The 22,190-nt window shown below is 68.4% G+C and carries 21 protein-coding genes; 15 read left to right on the top strand and 6 right to left on the bottom strand.

What is annotated here, in order from left to right:
• From ABSF49_RS02080 to ABSF49_RS02070, 3 genes are all read left to right on the top strand, one after another.
• On the top strand, positions 1-1,356 hold a 1,356-nt coding region (locus tag ABSF49_RS02080; RefSeq protein ID WP_424110970.1), incomplete at its 5' end, for a glycosyltransferase.
• A gap of 148 nt (positions 1,357-1,504) precedes the next feature.
• The gene (locus tag ABSF49_RS02075; protein ID WP_424110969.1) at positions 1,505-2,284 is read left to right on the top strand and encodes a succinate dehydrogenase iron-sulfur subunit; all 780 of its coding nucleotides are present in this window, start codon (positions 1,505-1,507) and stop codon (positions 2,282-2,284) included.
• A gap of 92 nt (positions 2,285-2,376) precedes the next feature.
• Positions 2,377-2,919, top strand: coding sequence for a hypothetical protein (locus ABSF49_RS02070; protein ID WP_424110968.1), 543 nt, complete (start codon positions 2,377-2,379; stop codon positions 2,917-2,919).
• Between the two features lie 18 nt (positions 2,920-2,937).
• Here ABSF49_RS02070 and ABSF49_RS02065 read toward each other — a convergent pair whose 3' ends face one another.
• Positions 2,938-3,543 (bottom strand): GNAT family N-acetyltransferase, encoded by a 606-nt coding sequence (locus tag ABSF49_RS02065; protein ID WP_424110967.1) that lies wholly within the window; start codon positions 3,541-3,543, stop codon positions 2,938-2,940.
• Between the two features lie 369 nt (positions 3,544-3,912).
• On the opposite strand from ABSF49_RS02065, the gene ABSF49_RS02060 reads away from it, so the two are divergent.
• From ABSF49_RS02060 to ABSF49_RS02050, 3 genes are all read left to right on the top strand, one after another.
• Entirely contained in the window at positions 3,913-4,557 is a 645-nt protein-coding gene (locus ABSF49_RS02060; RefSeq protein ID WP_424110966.1) for an invasion associated locus B family protein, read from the top strand.
• A gap of 220 nt (positions 4,558-4,777) precedes the next feature.
• A complete protein-coding gene (locus tag ABSF49_RS02055; RefSeq protein ID WP_424110965.1) occupies positions 4,778-5,017 on the top strand; it encodes a type II toxin-antitoxin system VapB family antitoxin in 240 nt (79 codons plus the stop codon).
• Positions 5,017-5,424, top strand: coding sequence for a type II toxin-antitoxin system VapC family toxin (locus tag ABSF49_RS02050; protein WP_424110964.1), 408 nt, complete (start codon positions 5,017-5,019; stop codon positions 5,422-5,424). Before ABSF49_RS02055 ends, ABSF49_RS02050 begins: the two co-directional genes overlap by 1 nt.
• 31 nt (positions 5,425-5,455) lie before the next feature.
• Here the strand turns inward: ABSF49_RS02050 and ubiG are convergent, their stop codons facing one another.
• On the bottom strand, positions 5,456-6,196 hold the full coding sequence (gene ubiG, locus ABSF49_RS02045) for a bifunctional 2-polyprenyl-6-hydroxyphenol methylase/3-demethylubiquinol 3-O-methyltransferase UbiG (RefSeq protein ID WP_424110963.1): 741 nt from the start codon (positions 6,194-6,196) through the stop codon (positions 5,456-5,458).
• Between the two features lie 112 nt (positions 6,197-6,308).
• Here ubiG and ABSF49_RS02040 point away from each other — a divergent pair, with 112 nt between their 5' ends.
• The 3 genes from ABSF49_RS02040 (at position 6,309) to ABSF49_RS02030 (ending at position 9,645) form a co-directional block, all read left to right on the top strand.
• Positions 6,309-7,547, top strand: coding sequence for an aspartate kinase (locus ABSF49_RS02040; RefSeq protein WP_424110962.1), 1,239 nt, complete (start codon positions 6,309-6,311; stop codon positions 7,545-7,547).
• An 81-nt stretch (positions 7,548-7,628) separates the two neighbouring features.
• Positions 7,629-7,994: a hypothetical protein gene (locus tag ABSF49_RS02035; RefSeq protein ID WP_424110961.1), complete on the top strand. Its 366-nt coding sequence runs from the start codon at positions 7,629-7,631 to the stop codon at positions 7,992-7,994.
• 352 nt (positions 7,995-8,346) lie between these two features.
• The gene (locus ABSF49_RS02030) at positions 8,347-9,645 is read left to right on the top strand and encodes a glutamate-5-semialdehyde dehydrogenase (protein ID WP_424110960.1); all 1,299 of its coding nucleotides are present in this window, start codon (positions 8,347-8,349) and stop codon (positions 9,643-9,645) included.
• Positions 9,646-9,658: 13 nt separating this feature from the next.
• Here the strand turns inward: ABSF49_RS02030 and ABSF49_RS02025 are convergent, their stop codons facing one another.
• Complete coding sequence (locus tag ABSF49_RS02025) at positions 9,659-10,810, bottom strand: glycosyltransferase family 2 protein (RefSeq protein ID WP_424110959.1); 1,152 nt, start codon at positions 10,808-10,810, stop codon at positions 9,659-9,661.
• Positions 10,811-11,097: 287 nt separating this feature from the next.
• On the opposite strand from ABSF49_RS02025, the gene ABSF49_RS02020 reads away from it, so the two are divergent.
• Together ABSF49_RS02020 and ABSF49_RS02015 are read left to right on the top strand one after the other, a co-directional pair.
• Complete coding sequence (locus ABSF49_RS02020; RefSeq protein ID WP_424110958.1) at positions 11,098-11,571, top strand: VOC family protein; 474 nt, start codon at positions 11,098-11,100, stop codon at positions 11,569-11,571.
• A gap of 119 nt (positions 11,572-11,690) precedes the next feature.
• The gene (locus tag ABSF49_RS02015; protein ID WP_424110957.1) at positions 11,691-12,926 is read left to right on the top strand and encodes a flavin monoamine oxidase family protein; all 1,236 of its coding nucleotides are present in this window, start codon (positions 11,691-11,693) and stop codon (positions 12,924-12,926) included.
• Between the two features lie 192 nt (positions 12,927-13,118).
• Here ABSF49_RS02015 and ABSF49_RS02010 read toward each other — a convergent pair whose 3' ends face one another.
• Positions 13,119-14,954 carry an AMP-dependent synthetase/ligase gene (locus ABSF49_RS02010; RefSeq protein WP_424110956.1) on the bottom strand — a complete coding sequence of 612 codons (1,836 nt, stop codon included), beginning with the start codon at positions 14,952-14,954 and terminating at the stop codon, positions 13,119-13,121.
• 181 nt (positions 14,955-15,135) lie between these two features.
• Between ABSF49_RS02010 and ABSF49_RS02005 the strand changes: the two genes are divergently transcribed.
• On the top strand, positions 15,136-17,388 hold the full coding sequence (locus tag ABSF49_RS02005; protein WP_424110955.1) for a methyl-accepting chemotaxis protein: 2,253 nt from the start codon (positions 15,136-15,138) through the stop codon (positions 17,386-17,388).
• 83 nt (positions 17,389-17,471) lie between these two features.
• Here ABSF49_RS02005 and ABSF49_RS02000 read toward each other — a convergent pair whose 3' ends face one another.
• Together ABSF49_RS02000 and ABSF49_RS01995 are read right to left on the bottom strand one after the other, a co-directional pair.
• Positions 17,472-18,227: a DUF2019 domain-containing protein gene (locus ABSF49_RS02000; protein ID WP_424110954.1), complete on the bottom strand. Its 756-nt coding sequence runs from the start codon at positions 18,225-18,227 to the stop codon at positions 17,472-17,474.
• Positions 18,224-19,225 (bottom strand): hypothetical protein, encoded by a 1,002-nt coding sequence (locus ABSF49_RS01995; protein ID WP_424110953.1) that lies wholly within the window; start codon positions 19,223-19,225, stop codon positions 18,224-18,226. The genes ABSF49_RS02000 and ABSF49_RS01995 overlap by 4 nt, the downstream gene beginning before the upstream one ends.
• Positions 19,226-19,454: 229 nt before the next feature.
• Between ABSF49_RS01995 and purL the strand changes: the two genes are divergently transcribed.
• From purL to ABSF49_RS01980, 3 genes are read left to right on the top strand one after another with little or no spacing between them, the layout of a single operon-like run.
• Complete coding sequence (gene purL, locus ABSF49_RS01990) at positions 19,455-21,677, top strand: phosphoribosylformylglycinamidine synthase subunit PurL (RefSeq protein ID WP_424110952.1); 2,223 nt, start codon at positions 19,455-19,457, stop codon at positions 21,675-21,677.
• A complete protein-coding gene (locus ABSF49_RS01985; protein WP_424110951.1) occupies positions 21,674-21,880 on the top strand; it encodes a hypothetical protein in 207 nt (68 codons plus the stop codon). The genes purL and ABSF49_RS01985 overlap by 4 nt, the downstream gene beginning before the upstream one ends.
• The gene (locus tag ABSF49_RS01980; RefSeq protein WP_424110950.1) at positions 21,880-22,110 is read left to right on the top strand and encodes a BolA family protein; all 231 of its coding nucleotides are present in this window, start codon (positions 21,880-21,882) and stop codon (positions 22,108-22,110) included. The genes ABSF49_RS01985 and ABSF49_RS01980 overlap by 1 nt, the downstream gene beginning before the upstream one ends.
• The last annotated feature ends 80 nt before the right edge of the window (positions 22,111-22,190 follow it).

Genomic DNA, 22,190 nt, shown 5'->3' with positions numbered 1-22,190 from the left:
TTTCCCGGCCCGCTGATCGTCGCCGATCCTGCCACGCCGACGCTCGCCAAGCTCGCCGCGTTCCGCGATCTCGCCAGCGCCGACGGCGACGATTCGCTGATCGTCGCGCCCGCCGCCGAATGGCGCGCGGCGGAGGAATGGGCGACCTGCGGTCTCGTCGTCGTCGTCGAGTTCGCGCCCGGCGCAGCGCTGTCGATCGAGGCGCTCGATTTCGCGCGCGATCAGGCGACGATCGCCGCGGCGCTGCAGACGACTTTCCCCGGCGCGACGCCGCTTCCGCCCTCGGCGCTCGCCTTTCTCGCGCGAACGCCGATCGTCCGGCTGCGTTTCGGCGACACCGACGCGTTCGACGGAATCCTCGACCATCTCGTCCGCTCGACGCTCGAAGCCGGGATCGACGCGCAGGCCTTCGCCCGTTTCGCCGGCGCTTTCGCCGGACAGGCGGCGGCCGAGCGCGCGGCGCCGGCGCAGCGGTTCGAAATTCCCAAGCCGACCGCGCGGCGGTTCGATCGGTTCCTCACCATCGGCATGGCGACCTACGACGACTACGACGGCGTCTATTTCAGCCTGCAGGCGCTGCGCCTGTATCACCCGGAGATCGTCGGAGAGGTCGAGTTCGTGCTGGTCGACAATCATCCCGACGGCCCCTGCGCCGAGCCGCTGAAGCAGCTCGAGCATCATATTCCCAACTATCGCTACGTCCCGGCCGGCGCCTTCGCCGGCACGGCGATCCGCGACGCGGTGTTCGCAGAAGCAGGCGGCGAGTTCGTCCTGTGCATGGACTCGCACGTGTTCTTCGTCCCCGGCGCGCTTCGCCGCCTGATCGCCTACATGCGCGCGCGACCGCAGACGCGCGATCTCCTGCAAGGGCCGCTCGTTTACGACGATCTCACGACCATCTCGACCCATTTCGATCCGGAATGGCGCGCCGGCATGTACGGGACCTGGGCGACCGATCCGCGCGGCCAGGACCCTGACGGCGAGCCGTTCGAGATCCCGATGCAGGGCCTCGGCGTCTTCGCCTGCCGCCGCGCCGCCTGGCCGGGCTTCAATCCGCGCTTCCGCGGCTTCGGCGGCGAAGAAGGCTACATTCACGAGAAAGTGCGTCAGCGCGGCGCCCGCGCGTTGTGCCTGCCGTTCCTGCGCTGGATGCACCGCTTCAACCGGCCGCTGGGCACGCCCTACCGCAACATCTGGGAGGATCGCTTCCGCAATTATATGATCGGCTTCAGCGAGCTCGGCCTGCCGCTCGACGGCGTGAAGCGTGAGATCGTCGCCGTGCTCGGGGAGGAGTCGGGCCGCCGGCTGATCGCGACGCTCGAGCGCGAAGGCGCCGAGGCGGATCGCGCCGGTTAGGCCGATCGCGCCGCCCGGCCCTCTCCCTTTTGCCGAGGCGGCGGCGGTTGACGGGGGCGGCGTCTATGCCGCAGAAAGCAGCGCCCCCGACGCCGCCCGAACGGCGTCGGCATGGGCGCGTCGACGACCGGCCCGGCAGGATGAATCGATGGTCGAGATCAGCCTTCCCAAGAATTCCCGCCCGCAGCCGGGCAAGCAATGGCCGAAGCCTGAGGGCGCCAAGCGCCTCAGCGAATTCCGCATCTATCGCTGGAACCCGGACGATTCCGCCAACCCGCGCATCGACGTCTATTGGGTCGACCGCGACGATTGCGGACCGATGGTGCTCGACGCGCTCATCTGGATCAAATCGAAGGTCGACTCGACGTTGACCTTCCGCCGCTCCTGCCGCGAGGGCGTGTGCGGCTCGTGCGCGATGAATATCGACGGCGTCAACACGCTCGCCTGCACCAAGGGCATGGACGACATCGCCGGCGCGGTGAAGATCTATCCGCTGCCGCACCAGCCGGTGGTCAAGGACCTGGTGCCCGACCTCACCCACTTCTACGCCCAGCACGCGCTGATCGAGCCGTGGCTGAAGACCTCGACGCCGACGCCGGAAAAGGAATGGCGGCAGACGCCGGAGGACCGCGCCAAGCTTGACGGCCTCTACGAGTGCATCCTGTGCGCCTCGTGCACGACCTCGTGCCCGAGCTACTGGTGGACCGGCGAGCGCTATCTCGGCCCCGCGGCGCTGCTGCAGGCCTATCGCTGGCTGATCGATTCGCGCGACGAGGCGACCGGCGAACGGCTCGACGAGCTCGAAGACCCGTTCCGCCTCTACCGCTGCCACACGATCATGAATTGCGCCAAGACCTGCCCGAAGGGCCTCAACCCGGCCAAGGCGATCGCCCACATCAAGGGCATGATGAACGACCGGCGGCTATAGCGCGAACTGTGATGCGATCGGCGCCCGGTGTCCCTTCTCCCCGCTTGCCGGGAGATGGGATCGGCGATTCTACAAAATGGGGGAGAGTTTTCATGCTCGAACTCGGCAGATGGGTCGCACCGCCCGTCGTTGCGGCGATTGCGCTGCTGGCCCCCGCCGTCGCTCACAGCCAGCAAGACAACAACGTGGTGGTCATCACCATGCACTACACCCTCGTCGAGAATCAGCTTTCGCCAAAGTCGGGCCTGGTGGTGACCGATTGGACGCGCGAGTACAGGCTTTCCGGCAATAACGTCGTCGACCACAAAATTTCGATGAACGGCACGGTGCTGGAGGCGGGAAAAACCAGTCTTGGCCGAACCGGCGCGGGCGTCAGCCCGATCAACGGCCTTGCCTACAGCACTCACGCGGGCGTGGTCGGCGGCGCCCTTACGATGACCGAGCAGACCGAAACGTTCCACGTCACGACCACGATCCGCACCGACGGCAAGTCAACTTGCTTCGCTTCGCGGGTGTACCAACTGAACCCAGGTCAGACCCAGTTTCACCCAGCGACCGTGCATGGACACGTGCCGGAGGTCGATACGGACATGCATGTCGAGAACATGACGTGTTCGATTTCGGTCGGGCCTTAGACGCCGTTGCCGGCGCGATCACGCCGCGCCGAGGTCGGCGTCGCGCGTGCGCGCGTCGAACACCGACGCGGTCATATCCATCACGTCGCGCGACGCCTCGCGCAGCAGCGAGAAGGCGGTCGGCAGGCGCGCGGTCAGGCGGCCAGTGATCTGGTTCTCTTCGAACGAGAACTTGGTCTTGAACTTGCCGGCCAGCCGCATCATCGGGACGTTGTCGGGCGCGCAGACGATCTCGATCGTCTCGACGCCGTGGTTGCTGGCGGCCTGCTCGACGCGGCGGAACAGCGTCTCGCCGACGCCGCGGCGGCGATAGGGCTCTTCGACGCTGAACGCGGCTTCGGCGTGGATATGGCTTTGGAACGGCGCCTGCTCGCTCCAGATCGCTTCGCTCGAACGCAGCTCGGCGGCGCCGCGCATGACGCCCTCGATGAAGGCGCCGAACACGAGGTCGCCCTCGCCGAAGCAGTTCTGGGCGTAGCGGACGAGAAAATCGTCGGACATGCCGCCGGAGAAGCGCTCGTGGCGGCTGCGCGAATCCAGGCGGAGGAGATGATCGCGAAACAGCGGCATGTCGGCCGGCCACAACCGCCGGACGTCCGTCGCCGAATGGGTCGAACTCGCCATGGTTCCTCGCGAATCTGTCCCTGACGTTTCGTCCCGATCGCGTTATGTTGCATTGCAACATGAAACGCAAGCGACAGCGATGCGCCAAACTGCCGCGGACTTTCGACGGCCGACCATCGCGCCGACCACGCCAGCGCGCCTTGATACGCCGCAAGCGTGTGAATGGCGTGACGGCCCCCGCGCGGGCGTCACGCGGGCGCCGGCGGCCGATCGCCGCGAATTTTACTCATTTTTCATTAACCACTGCCAAGGATAGAAATCCGGCGGAAGGAACGCCCACGGATCCGAATTTCGCCGGGATCGCGGCGCAATGAGCCCCGCCCGGCGAGGCGAATCGCCGTTGAGAGAGTGACGAAGGACTGCTTTTCCATGCCAATAGCCGCGCCCCTCGCCGCCCGTGCGATCGCCCTCGCGCTCAGCGCTTCGCTCACTCTCGCCGCCGGCGCCGCCCTCGCCGAGACCAAACCCGTCGACAAATCGAAGAGCGACGAGTCCGCCGCCAAGCCTGAGTTGGTCGGCTCCTACGGCGACTGGAGCGTCTTCCACAGCCAGTCGGGCAAGAACAAGGTCTGCTACACGCTCGCCCAGCCCAAGCAGCGCGACCCGGACGATCTCAAGCGCGACCCCGGCTATGCGTTCATTTCCGAGCGCCCGGGCGAAGGCGTTCGCAACGAGGTGTCGCTGATCATGGGCTTCGACGTCGGCGCGCCGGGCGCCGACAGCGACGCCAAGGACAGCGGCGACAGCAAGGACAAGAAGAAGGACAAGAAGCATGAGCTCGTCGCCCCGACCGTCGAGGTCGGCGACTCGAGCTTCGATCTCCTGCCCAAGGGCGCCAATCTGTGGGTGAAGAACGCCGCCCAGGAGAGCGCGCTGGTCGCCGAAATGCGCAAGGGCAAGACGCTCGTCGTCAAGGCGACCTCCAAGAAGGGCAATCTGACGACCGACACCTATTCGCTCAGCGGTTTCGCCCAGGCGATCGACCGCGCGCTGAAGGATTGCCCCGGCGGCTGAGCTATAGACGCGACCGCTGGTCGCCTCCGGCGCAAAGCGCCTCGTCTTGAGCTGGCCTTGGCCGCGGTAAGCGCGCGACCGGCGGTCGCGCCTACAAGGGCGCCGATTCCCTTGTCCCGTGCGTGAGTGTGAAGGCGGCGGCGCGGCGGCGTAACTTGCCATATATTCGTATTGACGATAACGTATGTACGTATAGATCACGTCCTCTGTGAGGTCGGCCATGGCTCTCAGCATCCGCGACGCGGCCACGGAGCGGCTGGTTCGCGCGCTCGCCAAGCGTAAGGGGGTCGGCCTGACCGAGGCGGTGCGCCTCGCCGTCGGGACGGAACTGCAGCGTCTCGACCGCGAACCGCCGCTGCGCGACCGCGTCGCCGCGATCCGGCAGTCGATCGTCGCGCGCGGGCCAACCGGCAAGCGCGCCGACAAGGCGTTCTTCGACGACCTCAACGGCGAACGCTGATGTTTCTCGACGCCTCGGCGATCATCGCCATGCTCGGCGACGAGGCCGAGGGCGACGCCTTCGCCGACGCGCTCTCCGCCGCCGCCGTCCGTCTGACGTCGCCGATCGCCGTTTGGGAGAGCGTCGCCGGGCTCGCCCACGAATACGCGCTGTCGATCCCCGAAGCGCGCCGCAAACTCGCCGAATTCCTCGCCGCGACCGAGACGCGCGTCGTCGCCCTCGGCGAGATCGAAATGGAGCTGGCGCTCGACGCCTACGACCAGTTCGGCAAGGGCCGCCACCCCGCCCGCCTCAACCTCGGCGACTGCTTCGCCTACGCCGCCGCCAAGGCGCATGACGCGCCGCTGCTGCACAAAGACGAAGGCTTCTGGCTGACGGACGCAAAGCAGGCGCGGACGAAAGAATAAGAGCGCAGCCGACGCGCCTACAAGGGCGCCGCTACGCTTTCCTCGCCGCCATGCAGTAGTTGACGCTGACGTCGGACGACAGCCGCCAGTCGCGGCGCAGAGGATCGTAGACCATCCCGCGGCGTTCGCTCTCGCGGCAGCCGGCGGCTTCGAGCGCGGCGGCGAGCTCTGCGGGGGTGACGAACTGCTCCCAGCGGTGGGTGCCCTGCTCGACCCAGCCGAGTACGTATTCGGCGCCGACGATCGCCAGGGCGAAGCTCTTCAGGGTGCGGTTGAGGGTCGACAGCACGATCAGCCCGCCGGGCTTGGCCGCCGCCGCCGCCGCCGCGACGAAAGCGCGCAGGTCGGCGACGTGCTCGACCACTTCCAGCGCCGTCACCACGTCGAAGCGCGCGCCCTCGGCGACGAGGTCCTCGACCAGCCCGGCGCGATAGGTCAGCCGCGCGCCGGTCGCCGCGGCGTGGGCGCGCGCGACCGCGATCGATTCCGGCGCCGGATCGAGCCCGACGACCTCGGCGCCCATTCGCGCCAGCGGTTCGGCGACGAGACCGCCGCCGCAGCCGACGTCGAGCAGCGTCAGGCCGGCGAGCGGCGGCGCGGCGCCCTTCAGGTCGCGGTCGAAATGACGGGCGATGACGTCGCGCAGCCACGCCATGCGGGTCGGGTTCAAGCCGTGCAGCGCCGCCATCGGCCCGGCCGGATTCCACCACTCGTCGCCGAGCGCGGCGAAGCGCCGAACCTCCTCGTCGATCAATCCGGCGACCGCGGCCATGCCTGAAACCCCAGGTTCGAGGCGTTGACCGCCCCCGGAAGCGCCTTTATACGCGCGCCTCGGCGGCCGCGCGAGCCGCTTTGGCGAGACTTTCTCGGGTTTTGGATTCGTCATGGCGCGTCTGGTGATGAAGTTCGGCGGCACCTCGGTCGCCAATGTCGAGCGCATTCGCAACGTCGCGCGCCACGTCATACGCGAGGTCGACGCCGGCGCCGAGGTCGCGGTGGTCGTCTCGGCGATGTCGGGCAAGACCAACGAACTCGTCGCTTTATGCCGCGAGGCGGCGCCGGTCTACGACCCGGCCGAATATGACGCGGTCGTCGCCTCGGGCGAACTGGTCACCGCCGGCCTGCTGGCGATCGTGCTCAAGGAGATGGGCTACGCGGCGCGCTCGTGGCAGGGCTGGCAGATCCCGCTCACCACCGACGAGGCGCATGGCGCGGCGCGCATCGCCGACGTCGACGGGGCCAAGATCGTCGACGGCTTCAAGCGCGGCGAGGTCGCCGTCGTCGCCGGCTTCCAGGGGATTCATGCCGACAGCGGCCGGGTGACGACGCTCGGCCGCGGCGGATCCGACACCTCGGCGGTGGCGCTCGCCGCCGCGCTCAAAGCCGACCGCTGCGACATCTACACCGACGTCGACGGCGTCTACACCACCGACCCGCGAGTCGTGCCGAGGGCGCGCCGGCTCGACAAGGTGTCGTTCGAAGAAATGCTCGAAATGGCTTCGCTGGGCGCCAAGGTGTTGCAGGTGCGCTCGGTCGAAGTCGCAATGGTGCATAACGTGAAGACCTACGTGCGGAGTTCGTTCGACGACCCCGCCGAGCCCAAGCAGGGCACGTTGATTTGCGACGAGGAGGACATCGTGGAAAAGCAGGTGGTGACCGGCATCGCCTTCTCGCGCGACGAGGCGCAGATCACCCTGCGCAAGGTCGCCGACAAGCCCGGCGTCGCGGCGGCGATCTTCGTTCCTCTCGCCGAGGCCAACATCAACGTCGACATGATCATCCAGGTCGTCTCCGACGACGCGGCGACGACCGACATCACCTTCACCGTGCCGGGCGCGGAATTCGACCGCGCCAAGGCGATCCTCGAGCAGCGGCGGCCCGAGATCGGCTACACGGCGCTGCAGGGCGCGCCGGACGTGGTCAAGATTTCGGCGATCGGCATCGGCATGCGCAGCCATTCCGGCGTCGCCTCGCGCGCCTTCAAGGCGCTCGCCGAAAAGGGGATCAACATCCGCGCGATCACCACCTCCGAAATCAAGTTCTCGATGCTGATCGACGAAGCCTACACCGAGCTCGCGGTGCGCACCTTGCACGCGCTTTACGGCCTCGACGCGAAGGCCTGAACCTCGCGCCTTGACGCATGTCAACGCCGAGGGCGGCTTCGCGGCGTAGCCATGGCGCGCCCCGCTGGCGAAGGAGATGCGATGAGCGCGAGCGACGAAGGCGGTTCTTCCGCGAACGCGATTGTTTACGGCGCCGAGGCCGTGGAGGGAATCGCAAGGTCGCTCACGCTGCCGCGCGCGCTTATCGACGCCAACCTGCGCGCCGGCTCGGCGCTGCTGGGCTTCGCCGGCCAGTGCGTCCACGCCGAGGCCGAGTTCCTCGAACAATTGTTCCGATGCCGCGGCCTCGAACAGGCTTCGACCCTTCATGCCCGCTTTGTCGCGACGATGATCGGCGAGGGCGGCCGCGAACTGGCCGAGTTGATGGCGGTGGCGCGCGAAAACGTCGCCCTCATCGCCGATGCGGCCCAAACCGCCCAGCTCCCCGGTCGGCCCAGCGCAGTTTGAACGGGGTGAACCCGTGGTTTCAACGATCGCCAACGCAATTGCCGCGCCGCGCGCTGAGCCCGCCGCGCCGCTAAGAAATGCGCAGCGCATCGGCGCTGCGCCGGCCGCCGTCGCGCCTTGAGCGGCCGCGCCGGGCGAAGGCGACAGGCCTCGCCCCGCGGCGAAACGCTCGAAGGCGGCGTATCGCTGGCGGCGCTCGAAAGAGCGCCGAGGGAGGCGTAGCGACGCGCCAGTTCGCCGGCGCGGCGGCGGCCGTCAATTCGGACCTGGAGGGCCGGGCGCGGGGTTTTGCGGTTCAAGTCGCGGGGCCCGCGTGCTATTTGGGGCCCCCCGCTCGCGAGATTGGCCGCCGATGTCCAAGCCCGTCAAACTCGAATCCGTCGCCCCCGCCGCCGACCTGCGCGCGGCGATGCGGGCGCTCGGCGCCGAGGCCAGGGCCGCGGCGCGCGCGCTCGCCAACGCCCCGGCGGAGACCAAGACCCTTGCGCTGACCGCCGCCGCCGAGGCGCTGCGCGCGCGCGCCGGCGAAATCCTCGCCGCCAACGCGCGCGACCTCGAGGCGGCGCGCGCCAAGGGCCTCGCCGGGTCGTTCATCGACCGCTTGACGCTCGATCCCGGCCGGATCGAGGCGATGGCGCGCGGGCTCGAGGAAGTCGCCGCCCTGCCCGATCCCGTCGGCCGGGTGCTGGCGACGTTCACGCGGCCGAACGGGCTGACAATCGAGCGCGTCGCGACGCCGCTCGGCGTCATTGGCGTCATCTACGAGAGCCGGCCCAACGTCACCGCCGACGCCGGCGCGCTCTGCCTCAAGGCCGGCGACGCGGCGATCCTGCGCGGCGGCTCGGACAGCTTCCATTCCTCGGCGGCGATCCACGCCTGCCTCACCGCCGGCCTCAAAGCGGCCGGCCTGCCCGAGGCGGCGATCGCGCGCGTGCCCTTCGCCTCGCGCGAGGCGGTCGGCGAAATGCTCGAAGGCCTTGGCGGCGCGCTCGACGTGATCGTGCCGCGGGGCGGCAAAAGCCTGGTCGAGCGGGTGCAACGCGAGGCGCGCGTGCCGGTGTTCGCCCATCTCGAGGGCGTCGTCCACGTCTACGTCGACGCCACCGCCGACCTCGACAAGGCGAAGCGGCTGCTGATCAATTCGAAGATGCGCCGCACCGGCGTCTGCGGCGCCGCCGAGACGCTGCTGGTCGAGCGCGCCGCCGCGCCGCGGCTGCTGAGGCCGCTGATCGAGGCGCTGCTCGAAGCGGGTTGTGCGGTGCGCGGCGACGAAGCGACACGCGCGGTCGACAAGCGGGTGACCGCGGCGAGCGAAGCCGACTGGCGCGCCGAATATCTCGACGCGATCATTTCAGCGAAGGTGGTCGAGAACCTCGACGCGGCGATCGCCCATATCGAGACCTACGGCTCGCACCACACCGACTGCATCGTCACCGAAGACAAGGCGGCGGCGGAAAAGTTCCTCAAGCAAGTCGATTCGGCGATCGTCCTGCACAACGCCTCGACCCAGTTCGCCGACGGCGGCGAATTCGGCTTCGGCGGCGAGATCGGCATCGCCACCGGCCGCATGCACGCGCGCGGCCCCGTCGGCGTCGAGCAGCTCTGCACCTTCAAGTACCGCGTGCGCGGCGACGGGCAGACAAGGGCGTAACGGGACGCGAAGGTCACGGCGCCGGCCTCCCGGTTTCCGCCGCTGACGCCGCCCCCGCGCCGTAGGCGTCCGAGTCCCGCCGGACCAGCATGAGCAACGCCAGGTTCTGCCGCACCACCCCGATGGGCGACAGGAAACCGACCGCGTCCCTGATCATTTCCAGCTCCCCGACCACGCCCTGCCATGCGCCGCGCTTGCTGACCTTGGGGGTGTTGAACACCGTCGGCCAGTCGACCACCGCCACCGACAGGCCCTCCTCGATGATCAAGTCGTTGATGAACGCCTCGCAGCCCCAGCGGGGCAGATGCTCCATCTCCTTGACCGCCTGGTCGAGCAACTGGGCGGGGATGACCCGTTCACCGGAAACGAAGTCGAGGCCGATCCAGCGATAGGGAGCCAGACTGTTGCGGCGCAGGCTGATGCTCACCTCGGCGCGGCCGCCGATCACCGGCTCCGCCAGCGCCTGGATGTCGGCGGCGTTCACGCCGGCCAAGTCGGCGTCGAGAAACATCAGATAGTCGCCCGTCGCCGCGGCGATGCCCCGCGTCAACGCATAGGTCTTACCGCGGTTGGGCGTATAGGAGATCGCGCGGATGGCGGGGTAGTCGTTCAGAATGGCTTCCGTGTCGTCGGTCGAACCGTCATTGACCACGATCACCTCCGCCAACGCCGGATGGTCGTGAACGGCCTCGAGAATGCGCCGGATCCTGTCGGCCTCGTTGTAGGCGCACACCACGCACGAAATGCGCGCCGTCCTTGCCGCAGAGCCGTTGACCGTCGATGCGAATTTGGACGGTTCGCCCCGGCCCCGAGATTGGGCGACGCCAGCGAGCGCCTTTCTCACGGCGGTCGTTTGGCCGGCCGCGGCCGCGAAAAACTCTCGCAGCGCGACTCGGGCTTCCGTCCAATCCGCCGCGATGTCGGCGAACGCGTTCTCGCTGACGGTCTTGGCGGGCGCCGAGTCGGGCAGCATGGCGCTGATCTTGGCCTCGAAGTCTGCGCGGACGGTGCGGATGCGGGCGATCGCAAGATCCGCCTGCTGACGAGCTTCCGCGTTCAAACTGTCGGCCTGATCGCCCAGCCCGGCCAGCGCGGCCTTGATCTCCTCGAGCCGTTGCTTGGACCAGTCGAGAAACTCATCGGCCGGGGTTCGTTTCGGCGTCATCTCGCTTCTCGGGTTGGAAATTGCGGCGCGATCTCCGGCAGCGCGCCGACGCGTCGGCTCGTCGCGGCAATCCGCCGCCTACGCGAAGATTATCATAACATCGTCGTACAACGGCAAGAGGCGTCGCCTTGAGCGCGACTTGCCCAGCCACGCTTGCGACAAATTGCTTGCTCTTGATGGGACACGGGAGAACCGGACGCCTCTGGAAAACGGCGCTCGGGCGCTGGTTTCCGACGAGGACCGTGAGGAAACGCGCCCGTTCGACCTCAAAGCGGAAAGGACTGGCAATGGCCAAGAATATCGTTTGTCTTTGGTATGAAAAAGACGCCGAAGCCGCAGCCCGCTTCTACGCCGAGACCTTTCCCGACAGCGCCGTGGGCGCCATCCTTCGAGCGCCCGGCGACTATCCGGCCGGCAAAGAAGGGGATGTGCTGACGGTCGAATTCACCGTCGCCGGAATCCCGTGCATGGGCCTCAACGGCGGCCCCGTTTTCAAACACAACGAGGCCTTCTCGTTCCAGATCGCCACCGACGATCAGCAAGAGACCGACCGGTACTGGAACGCAATCGTCGGCAATGGCGGCGAGGAGAGCGCGTGCGGTTGGTGCAAAGACAAATGGGGCGTCTCCTGGCAAATCACGCCGCGCGTGCTGATCGTGGCGCTGTCCGTCGGTGGCGATGAAGCCAGGCGCGTATTCCACGCCATGATGGACATGAAGAAAATCGACGTCGCGGCCATCGAGGCGGCGCGGCGCGGCTGACGCTCCCCTTGTGGGGAAGAGCCGCCAGGTCGGCGCCGCTTCAAGCGTCAGATCTCGATCACTAGGAGAGGGCGGCACGGCGAGGATTGCCGTATGTTTGTCGCGGACAAGGAGGGCGCATGACGGGCGCAGACGTCGAGGTTGCGATAGTCGGCGGCGGGGCGGCGGGGATTGGCGCGGCGCGGCGGCTGCGCGAGGCCGGCGTCAGGGCGCTCATCCTCGAAGCGCGCGACCGGCTCGGCGGCCGCGCCTGGACGGTCGAGGCGGGCGGTTACGCGATCGACCTCGGTTGCGGCTGGCTGCATTCGGCCGAGCGAAATCCGTGGACGAAGATCGCCGCGGCGCAAGGCCGGACGATCGACCGCACCCCGCCGCCGTGGGCGCGCGCGGCGTCGCAGCCGGGACTGACGGCCGACGAGTCGAGCGCATTTCGCGCCGCGCTGTGGGCGCTGCACGACCGCGCCGACGCCCTGCCGGAGCGCGAGCCCGACCGCTCCCTGGCCGACTTGCTCGAGCCGGGCGGGCGGTGGCGGGAGCTGCTCGACGCCGTCAGCGGCTTTTACAGCGGCGCCGAACTCGCGTGCGTCTCGGCGCGCGACCTCGGCCGCTACGCCGACGACGGCGTCAACTGGCGCATTGTCGAAGGCTACGGCGCGGCCGTCGCCGAGCACGGCGCCGACCTCGACGTCGCCCTCGATTGCGCCGTCACGCGCGTCGACCATCGCGGGCGGCGCATTCGCCTCGAGACGACGCGCGGAATCTTCGCAGCCGACGCGGCGATCGTCGCCCTGCCGAGCGCGCTGATCGCCGCCGACGAAGGCCTGTTCGCGCCGGCGCTGCCCGACAAGACCCGCGCTGCGGCCGGGCTGCCGCTCGGCCATGACGACAAGCTGTTCCTGTCGCTTGCCGACGCGGAGGGGTTCGAGCCCGAGACGCGCGCGTTCGGCGACCCGCGCTGCGTCGACACCGCCTCCTATCAGTTGCGTCCGTTCGGCCGGCCGATGATCGAATGCTATTTCGGCGGCGACCTCGCGGCCGAACTCGAACGGAGCGGCGCGGCGGCGTTCTTCGACTTCGCCCGCGCCGAGCTGGTCGGCCTCTACGGCGGCGAATTCGCCCGCCGCATCGCGCCGCTGGCGCTGCACGGCTGGAGCGCCGATCCGTTCGCCCGCGGCGCCTATTCCTACGCCCTGCCCGGCCGCGCCGACGATCGCGCCACGCTCGCCGCGCCGATCGACGGACGGCTGTTCTTCGCCGGCGAAGCCTGCTCGCGCGAAGATTTCTCGACCGCGCACGGCGCGTATCTGACGGGGATCGCCGCCGCTGAGGAGGCGATCAGGGCAGTCAGGGGATAGAGGCGGTGCGACTGGACGAGGCCGAAGGCTACACTTTCACTCGCCTCACCACGTCATGGCCGGGCTTGTTCCAGCCATCCACGTCGGGCCATTGCGCTAGCGAGCGAGCGTTCGAACATGCGGCGCTGCGTCGATGGCCGGGACAAGCCCGGCCATGACGAATTCTTGTGCGCGCAGTCAGGCCTCGCGCGCTCACCCCTTGGCGTAGAGCGCCGCAATCTGATCGGCGAAGGCGGTTTCGATATTGAGGCGCTTCAGCTTCAGCGTCGGCGTCATCAAGGCGCCGGAGACGGTCCAGGGCTCGAGCGTCAGGCACACTTTGCGCGGGGTCGCGTAGTCGGGAAAATGGGCGACGGCGCGGCGGATGTGGTTGAGCGCGACCTCGCGCATCGGCGGCGCGGCGACCAGCGCTTCCGGCGCGCCGGAAAGCCCGATTGTCTTCGCCGCCTCGACCAGCGCGTCGCGGTTGACGACCGCCAGCGCGGCGATGAACGGGCGCTGCTCGCCGACGATCATCGTCTGCTCGAACAGCGGATCGCTTTCGATCGCCTGCTCGATGTCGACCGGCGAAACTTTCTCGCCAGTCGAGGTGACGATGATGTCCTTGATGCGGCCCTTGATGAAGACGCGGCCGTCGACCAGGCGCGCCTGGTCGCCGGTGTGCAGCCAGCCGTTCGGCTCGAGCGCCTTGGCGCTTTCCTCCGGCCGCCGCCAATAGCCCTGCATGACGCTCGGACCCTTGACCATCAGTTCGTCGTTGTCGCCAACTCGCACCGAGACGCCGGCGAGCGTCTCGCCGACGCTGCGGGGATCGTTGCTGCCGAGGCGGTTGACGCTGACGACCGGCGACGACTCGGTCATGCCGTAGCCCTGCAGCACCTCGACCCCCATGGCGAGGAAGAAATGCGCGACGACGAACGGCATCGGCGCGCCGCCCGCGACCGCGAGGCGCAGTCGGCCGCCGAACGCGGCGCGAACCTTGCGCGCGACGAGACGGTCGAGCGCCGGCCAGACCAGCCGCTCGAGCGGCGACGGCCCGGTCCCCGTCCCTTGCGCCTGTTCGAACCGGCGCCAACCGATGCGCTCGGCGAGCCCGCTCAAACTGCGCGCCAGCGTCCCGCCCTTGGCGAGGCGCTCGTGAATGGCGAGGTATGCGCGCTCGTAGATGCGCGGCACCGAGATCAGGATCGTCGGCTGGACATTGCGCATGTCTTCGACCAGATGCGCCACCGATCGCGCATAGGCGACCGTCGCGCCGACGGCGATCGGCAGGTAGTAGCCGGCGGTGCGCTCAAACGTGTGCGACAGCGGCAGGAACGAGAGAAAGAGGTCGCCGGGGACGGCGGCGACGCATTGGCGCGCCGCCATCACATTGGCGACGACGTTGGCGTGCGACAGCATCACGCCTTTCGGCCGGCCGGTCGTGCCCGAAGTGTAGACGATCGCCGCCAAAGCGTCGGGCGAGACCGGCCGCTCGGGCGCCGTTTTCCCTTCCGCTGCGGCGAGCCAGGCCGACGCGCGCACGACCCGCTTGTCGTCGCCGATCGCCTCGTCCGGCTTGGCGAGCACGACGACGCGCTTCAGCTCCGGGCAGTCGGCGAGCTCGGGCGCGAGACGCCGCCAATAGTCGGCGTTGTCGAGGATCACCACCGCGGCGCCGCAGTCGCCGATGATGAAGCCGACGTTGCCGGGATTGTCGGTGACGTGCAACGGCGCGATCGCCAGTCCGAGCGCCAGCGCCGCCTGGTCGACGCAGACGTAGTCGACGCCGTTGACCATCAGGGTCGCGACGCGGGCGCCCGCCTCCAGCCCCTCGGCGGCCAAAGCGGCGCGCCAGCGGGCGCTTTCGGACGCTGTCCGCCGCCAGCTCCAGTCGACCCAGCGGCCGGCGGCGGGATCGTGGCAGCGATAGGCGACCGCGTCCGGAGTCAGCGCCGCGCGGGCGCGGAAAAGCTCTGAAAGCGTTCGCGATTCGCCGATCGGATCGGCGGCGGAGGGGAGCGGCGGCAGGGCGGCGGCATTGTCCATCGGGGCTTCCGGAGCGGAGAGCGGGCCTTATACGCTATCGCCGCGACGGGCGCCGTACCCCCTTCGTCGACCCCCGACAGGCGCAAGCGCGTCGACGCCGGGCGTTCGTTAACGTTGACGTAACGTTAACGCAAACCCCGCATAGTCGCGGCGAAATGGCCGCGGCGGCGGAGGGGAACCCATGGCTGGATCGGGCAAATCGTCGAACATTACGTTTCGTGTCGCACTGGTCAGCGTCGGCTTCATCGCCGGACTGGCGGCGGTCGCGCTCGTCAATCGCGACGAAGCGGGCAAAGTCGCCGCCGCCTTCGCCGACGCGCGCGCCGACGCTGGGCTGCAACGCCCGTCCGACGACATCGACGTCGCGGCGATGGCGTTGCGCGGCAAGGCGATCGAGCTTCGCTCCACCCGCGCCGGCGACAGCCTGAAGGCCTTCGCCGACGGCGCCAAGGCCCTCTTCGGCAAAATCGACACGCTCGCCTCCTCGTCGCGCGCCGACCCCCTCGCCAAGCCGATCAGCGACTTGAAGGCGCAGGTCGCCGCGATCGGCAAGGCGTTCGATGCGGTGCAGCAGGCGCAGCAGACAGCCGGCGATTCGCCGACCATCGGCGTCGTCGGCAAGGCCGTCACCGACGCCCAGACGCTGATCGACGACACCACCAGCGCGTTCAAGGACAGTCCGACGCTCGAAGGCGAACAGATGCGCCGCGCCGCCATGGCGATGGCGCGCGCGCAATTGCAATACGAAGCGACCCTCGACGACCACGTAAAGAGCGACTTCGACGCCGCCGCCGCCGATTTCAACGCCGTCTTCGCTGCGGCCAGCGTGGCGCAGGACGCGAAGGACACGCTCAACCTCGACGTCAACAACTTCGTCGACGCCTTCAAGGAGGCGTCCGCCGCCGAGCTCGCCTATTCCCAGGCGACCGACGCGCTGGTCAAGGCGTTCGACCCGTTGGTTGCGTCGATCAAGGATCTCGGCGACGCGGTCGCCGCGACGGGCGCCGCCGACGGGGGGCTCGCCGCCGCCCAGGCTGACGCCGAGGCCATGATCGACCTCGCCGCCCTGATCGCGATCGTCATCGGCCTGATTTCGATCGTCCTCGTCGCGCACAGCCTCGCCAAGCCGCTGCGCAAGCTCGACGCGGCGATGTCCCGCCTCGCCGGCGGCGACCTCGCGGTCGAGCCTCCGGCGCTCGGCCGCAGCGGCCTCTATGCTTCGATCGCCCGCGCATTCGAACGGATCAAGCAGGCCATGGTCGAGGACGACGAGCAGGCCCGCGCCGCGACGGCGCGACGCGAGACGCGCCTGGCGGACGAAGCCGTCCGCCGCGAAACCGAAGCCGAACGCGAGGCCGCCGCGCGCGAACAGGAGCGAACCGTCAGCGCGCTGGCGGAAGCGTGCGAACGCCTGTTCGAAGGCAACCTGACCTTCCGCATCTCTGCGGAGTTCCCGCCCGCCTATCAGAAGGTGAAAGACGACTTCAACGGCGCCATCGCCCAGATGCAGCGCGCCGTCGCCGTCATTTCCGACTCCGTGCGCGGCATCCGCGTCAACGCCGAGGCTGTCGCGCACGCCTCCGGCGACCTGTCGCGCCGCACCGAGGAGCAGGCGGCGACGCTGGAAGAAACCGCCTCCGCGCTCGGCGAGATCACCCAGACGGTGAAGAAGGCGGCGGATTCGGCGCTGCACGCGCGCGAGGTCGTCGTCGCCGCCGACGGCGACGCCCAGAAGGGCGCGGTCGTCGTCAAGCAGGCGGTCGACGCGATGGACGGCATCGCCAAATCGGCGCAGCAGATCACCCACATCATCGGCGTGATCGACGAGATCGCCTTCCAGACCAACCTGCTCGCGCTCAACGCCGGCGTCGAAGCGGCGCGCGCCGGCGACGCGGGACGCGGTTTCGCCGTCGTCGCGTCGGAAGTGCGCGCGCTGGCGCAACGCTCGGCCGAGGCGGCCAAGGAGATCAAGGGGCTCATCTCGGCCTCGACCGCCCAGGTCGGCCACGGCGTCGAATTGGTCGCCGAGACCGGCGCGGCGCTCGAGCGCATCATGGCCCAGGTCGCCGAAGTCAACGCGGTCATCGCCGCGATTGCGGCCGGCGCGCGAGAACAGTCGACCGGTCTCGACGAGGTCAACGTCGCGCTCGGCCGCATGGATCAGGTGACGCAGCAGAACGCGGCGATGGTCCAGCAATCGACCGCCACCAGCCGCTCGCTGTCGCACGAGACGATGGAGCTGTCGCGGCTCGTCGACCAGTTCGAGATCGACGACGGCGCCGCCGGCTACGACGATACGGCGGAGACTGAGGCCGAGGAGACGGCCGCGGAGGCCGACGACCCGATCCGCAGCGCCTTGCGCGAGACCGCGCCGCACGCCTTCGCCCCGCCGTCGCGCGGGCCGGCGGCCCGGCTCGCCTCCGCGGGGCGATAGCGGGAATTCAATTGTAGAATTTCGCGCTCGTCACAGGATTCGTTCTTCGCGCGCGGTCGCGGCAGTCCACACAGCGGCGTGAACTAGGACTGCGGCGCCTCTGCGTCCTTCTTCTTGTTCTTGTTCCAGCGATCGAGCGTCGCCGACGCCCTGGGCGCTTCAATCGAGTCCCGGCTCGCACTCACGGATTCGAGCACGGGCAGAGTGCGATCGGGCGCTACGGAAATGGCGAATGTCGCCGCCGTGCGGCGAACCGAAATGTTCGGATGGTCGAGCAGCGGCAGCAGCCTGCTCAACGCGTCACGGGCCTTCAACTCGTCGACGATCTCGCGGGTTTCCTTCGCAATTCGATTGTTCAACTCGACGTCGAACGGCTCGAATTCGCCGCCGAGAAACCGCGTCGCGTAGCGGCGAACGCCAGCGTCCTCGAACCGCGCCACCAGTTGGTCCGTCGACATGTCCCTAACGGTTGGGCGCGCGGGCGGTCGCTTCTTCGCCCGCGCGCCAAGCGCGATGACGTCCTTGGTCGACAGGTCCGCCGTGTGCGCCGAGATCGCCGCGATCGCCCAATCCGGATCGACGGGAAGAAACCTCATGGCGGCGTAAAACCGCACGTCGACGTTTTCGTGATCGAACAACGGGCGCAGTTTCTCGATCGGCTTGCGCGCGCAGAGCTCCGCGCCAATCGCCCTGAGTTGCTGATCCATCGCTTGGCGTTCCGGAGTGTTTTCCGGAATTTTGGCCCAAAACGTCCAAACGCTGCCAAGGGCTTGGGCCAAGCGGACGAACTCGTCGATCAATTGATCGGCGCTCATTTGAGCATACGCGTCGGCGCTCATTGCAGGACTCCAAATTTTCGTAAGGCTGCTAACCCCTCTTCGCGCTGGGTCTCGAAATCATCTTCGCCAATCACGTCTCTTCGGTTGCGTTCTTGAGGATCGTCGTCGTCGGTCCCGTTATAGTAACCGGTGATCAATTCATGTTTTAGCCTAGGAACCCAGACCAAATTGCCAGGGTCGTCGATTGCGTCGCGCCCGAATTTCACCACCACGTCTTTCTCGACGTTATCGTCGTTCTGCTCGACGATGTGATGCCGCTCATAGCCGAGAGCGTTTTGCTTCGGCGGCGTCTGAAGCGCCTCCAACGTCTTGGGCGGATCGAAAAAGGCGTTGGTCTGCTCGATCGCCCTCTGCTCGCCGTCGTTGAGTTCCGAGGGCCCGAGTTTCTGCACGAGCTCCAAGATGATCGCCGCCGCATCGCCGTACGGCCCAAGCTCTGAGAGTCCGCCCTTTTCCGCGATGTCCTTCACCAATATCCGCAACGCTTTGTTGAATCGCGGCGAGGGCCATGCGCGCATCCGCGCCGTCACTTCCCGAACCTCGCGTGCAACTTCCGCGAACCATCCTGGATTCGGTTTTGCGCCAACGCGCGGATGCCTGGCGGGGTTCCACTCGCCCTTCAGGAGCCCGCTTGCCGCGAGTTCGACGGCTAACCCCACCCAATCGTTCGCCGCCGAGGCGCCTTTTTCGAGCGGCGGCGGATCGGGAAACTGCAGCAGCACGGCGCCGATCCCCGCCAGCGCCAGATCGCCGCGGTCGAGTGCGCGCGCGACCGATGCGAGCCTGCCGGCCTTTGCAGCCGCGCTGATCGGCAGGCCGTAACGCGCCGTGAGTTGGTGATCGAGTTCGCTCGCCGGACGGAGCGACCAATGCTCCCGGCCGTAGGCGTCTCGCGCCCGACGCAGCAGCGCAACGGAACCCACGAAGAGGCCGTCGGCGCCGCAACGAACGCCCTCCGGACGTAGTGCAAACACGCGCATCGCGGGCATCTGCGCCATCCGGCTCTCGCTCTGACTTCGTGGAATCCTGTTCTCTAGAACATATCATGAACACGCCGTGCGCTCAATTCATTGTCGCGCGGAATCGCGCCAACGCCGCTGCGACATTTAGGCGGCCGCCGGTCGCGCCTCTATTATCGGCGCCGCCGCGCCGATGCGGCCCATTGCCAGAAGCGGCCGGCGCGGCTATTCCCGCCCCCGATCCTTCCTCTGGCGGCGGGGCGCGCGGTTGGGCGACAAAGAACCGAAGGTCGACGAGGCGCTGGCGATCGCGCACGGGTTGAAACCCGAGGAATATCAGCGGTTCGTCGCTCTGATCGGCCGCACGCCGAGCTACACCGAACTCGGCATCGTCTCGGCGATGTGGAACGAGCACTGTTCCTACAAGTCGTCGCGCCTCCACCTGCGCAAGCTGCCGACCAAAGCGCCCTGGGTGATCCAGGGACCGGGCGAGAACGCCGGCGTCATCGACATCGGCGACGGCGACGCGGTCATCTTCAAGATGGAGAGCCACAACCACCCCTCGTTCATCGAGCCCTACCAGGGCGCGGCGACCGGGGTCGGCGGCATATTGCGCGACGTCTTCACCATGGGCGCGCGACCGGTGGCGAGCCTCGACTTCCTGCGCTTCGGCGCGCCCGACCATCCCAAGACCCGCCATCTCGTCGCCGGCGTGGTGGCGGGCATCGGCGGCTATGGCAACTCGTTCGGCGTGCCGACCGTCGGCGGCTCGGTCGGCTTCCACAAGCGCTACGACGGCAACATCCTGGTCAACGCGATGGCGGTCGGCGTCGCGCGCGCCGACGCGATTTTCTACGCCAAGGCGACCGGGATCGGGAATCCGATCGTCTATCTCGGCTCCAAGACCGGCCGCGACGGCATCCACGGCGCGTCGATGGCCTCGGCCGCGTTCGAGGCCGACGCGGAGGCGAAGCGCCCGACGGTGCAGGTCGGCGATCCGTTCGCCGAGAAGCTGCTGCTCGAAGCCTGCCTCGAATTGATGGCCTCGGGCGCGGTGGTCGCGATCCAGGACATGGGCGCGGCGGGGCTCACCTCCTCGGCGGTCGAGATGGGCGCGAAGGGCGACCTCGGCGTCGAGCTCGACCTCGACCGCCTGCCCTGTCGCGAAGACGGCATGACCGCCTACGAGATGATGCTCTCCGAGAGCCAGGAGCGCATGCTGATGGTGCTCAAGCCGGAGAAAGAGCCCGAGGCCGAGGCGATCTTCCGCAAATGGGGGCTCGATTTCGCCGTCATCGGCAAGACGACCGACAGCAAGCGCTTCGTCGTCAAACAGGGCGGAATCGTCAAGGCCGACCTGCCGATCCGCGAGCTCGGCGACCAGGCGCCGCTCTACGACCGGCCGTGGACGCCGACGCCGAAGCCGGCCGCGCTCGACCCGGCGAGCCTCACACCGCCGATCGCCAACGCGCAAGCGCTGCTCAAGCTGATCGGCTCGCCCGATCTGTGCTCCAAGCGCTGGGTCACCGAGCAATACGACACGCTGATCCTCGGCAACACCGTCGAGGGACCGGGCGGCGACGCGGCGGTGATCCGGCTCGGCGACGGGCCCAAGGGCCTCGCGTTGACGACCGACGCGACCGAACGCTATTGCGACGCCGACCCGGTCGAGGGCGGCAAGCAGGCGGTCGCCGAGGCGTGGCGCAATCTCATCGCCGTCGGCGCGCGGCCGCTGGCGCTGACCGACAACCTCAATTTCGGCAATCCCGAGAAGCCCGAGGCGATGGGCCAGTTGGTAGGCTGCATTCAAGGCGTCGGCGAGGCGGCGCGCGCGCTCGACTTCCCGATCGTCTCCGGCAATGTCTCGCTCTACAACGAGACCTCGGGCGTCGGCATCTTGCCGACCCCGACGATCGGCGGCGTCGGTCTCGTCGCCGACGTGACCGCGACCGCCTCGCTCGCCTTCAAGCGCGCCGGCGACGCCGTGCTGCTGATCGGCGGCGCGCCGTCGTGGCTCGGTCGCTCGGCGTATCTCGCGACAATCTGCGGCCGCGACGAGGGCGCGCCGCCGCCGGTCGACCTTGCCGCCGAGCGGCGCAACGGCGACTTCGTCGCTTCGCTGATCAAAGGCGGCAAGGCGAGCGCCGTCCACGACCTCTCCGACGGCGGCCTCGCCGTGGCGCTGGCGGAAATGGCGATCGCCGGCGGGGTCGGCGCGACGATCGACAAGGGCGTGGTCGTCGGCCTCGCCCACGCCTTCTTCTTCGGCGAAGATCAGGGCCGCTACGTCGTGACGGCCAAAGCTGAGGACGCGCTGGCGATCCTCGCCGCGGCGGCCAAGGCGGGCGTCGCGGCGACGCGGATCGGCGCGACCGGCGGCGAGTCGCTTACCCTGCCCGGCGAGGCGCCGGTCACGATCGCGGCGCTCAGACAGGCGCACGAAACCTGGCTGCCGCGTTACATGGACGGCCCAGGAGGAGAATTGGCATGATCGCATTCGTCGCCGTCAAATCGCTCGGCGGTTACAACTACGTTCGCCCCGACCAGGTGATCGCGATCTCCGGCGTCGAGGGGTCGAAGTGCAACATCTACATGGCCGGCGGAATCACCGTGCCATGTTCCGAGACGGTCAAAGAGGTGGTCGCCCGCATCGAGGCGGCGATGGCGGACGCCGCGCCGCTGGAGACCGTGTGATGGCGATGGCGATCGCAGACATCGAGGCGATGATCCGCGCCGCTCTGCCCGACGCCAAGGTCGAAGTGCGCGACCTCGCCGGCGACGGCGAACATTACGCCGCCAAGGTCGTCAGCCCCGCCTTCAAGGGCAAGAGCCGGGTGCAACAGCACCAGTTGGTCTATGCGGCGCTGAAAGGCCGCATGGGCGGCGAGCTGCATGCGCTGGCGCTGACGACAGCGGCGGAGTGAACGAAGGCGCGGACCTCCGTACCCGCTCCGCCGCCAGCGCCGCCGCGTTCTGCCGCGACAAAGCCTGTGCGGGCCATGAA

Source organism: Roseiarcus sp., from assembly GCF_049514155.1.
Classification (GTDB): domain Bacteria; phylum Pseudomonadota; class Alphaproteobacteria; order Rhizobiales; family Beijerinckiaceae; genus Roseiarcus.
Note: the sequence above shows the minus strand (reverse complement) of the source record. Positions and strands in the feature narration are given on the sequence as shown.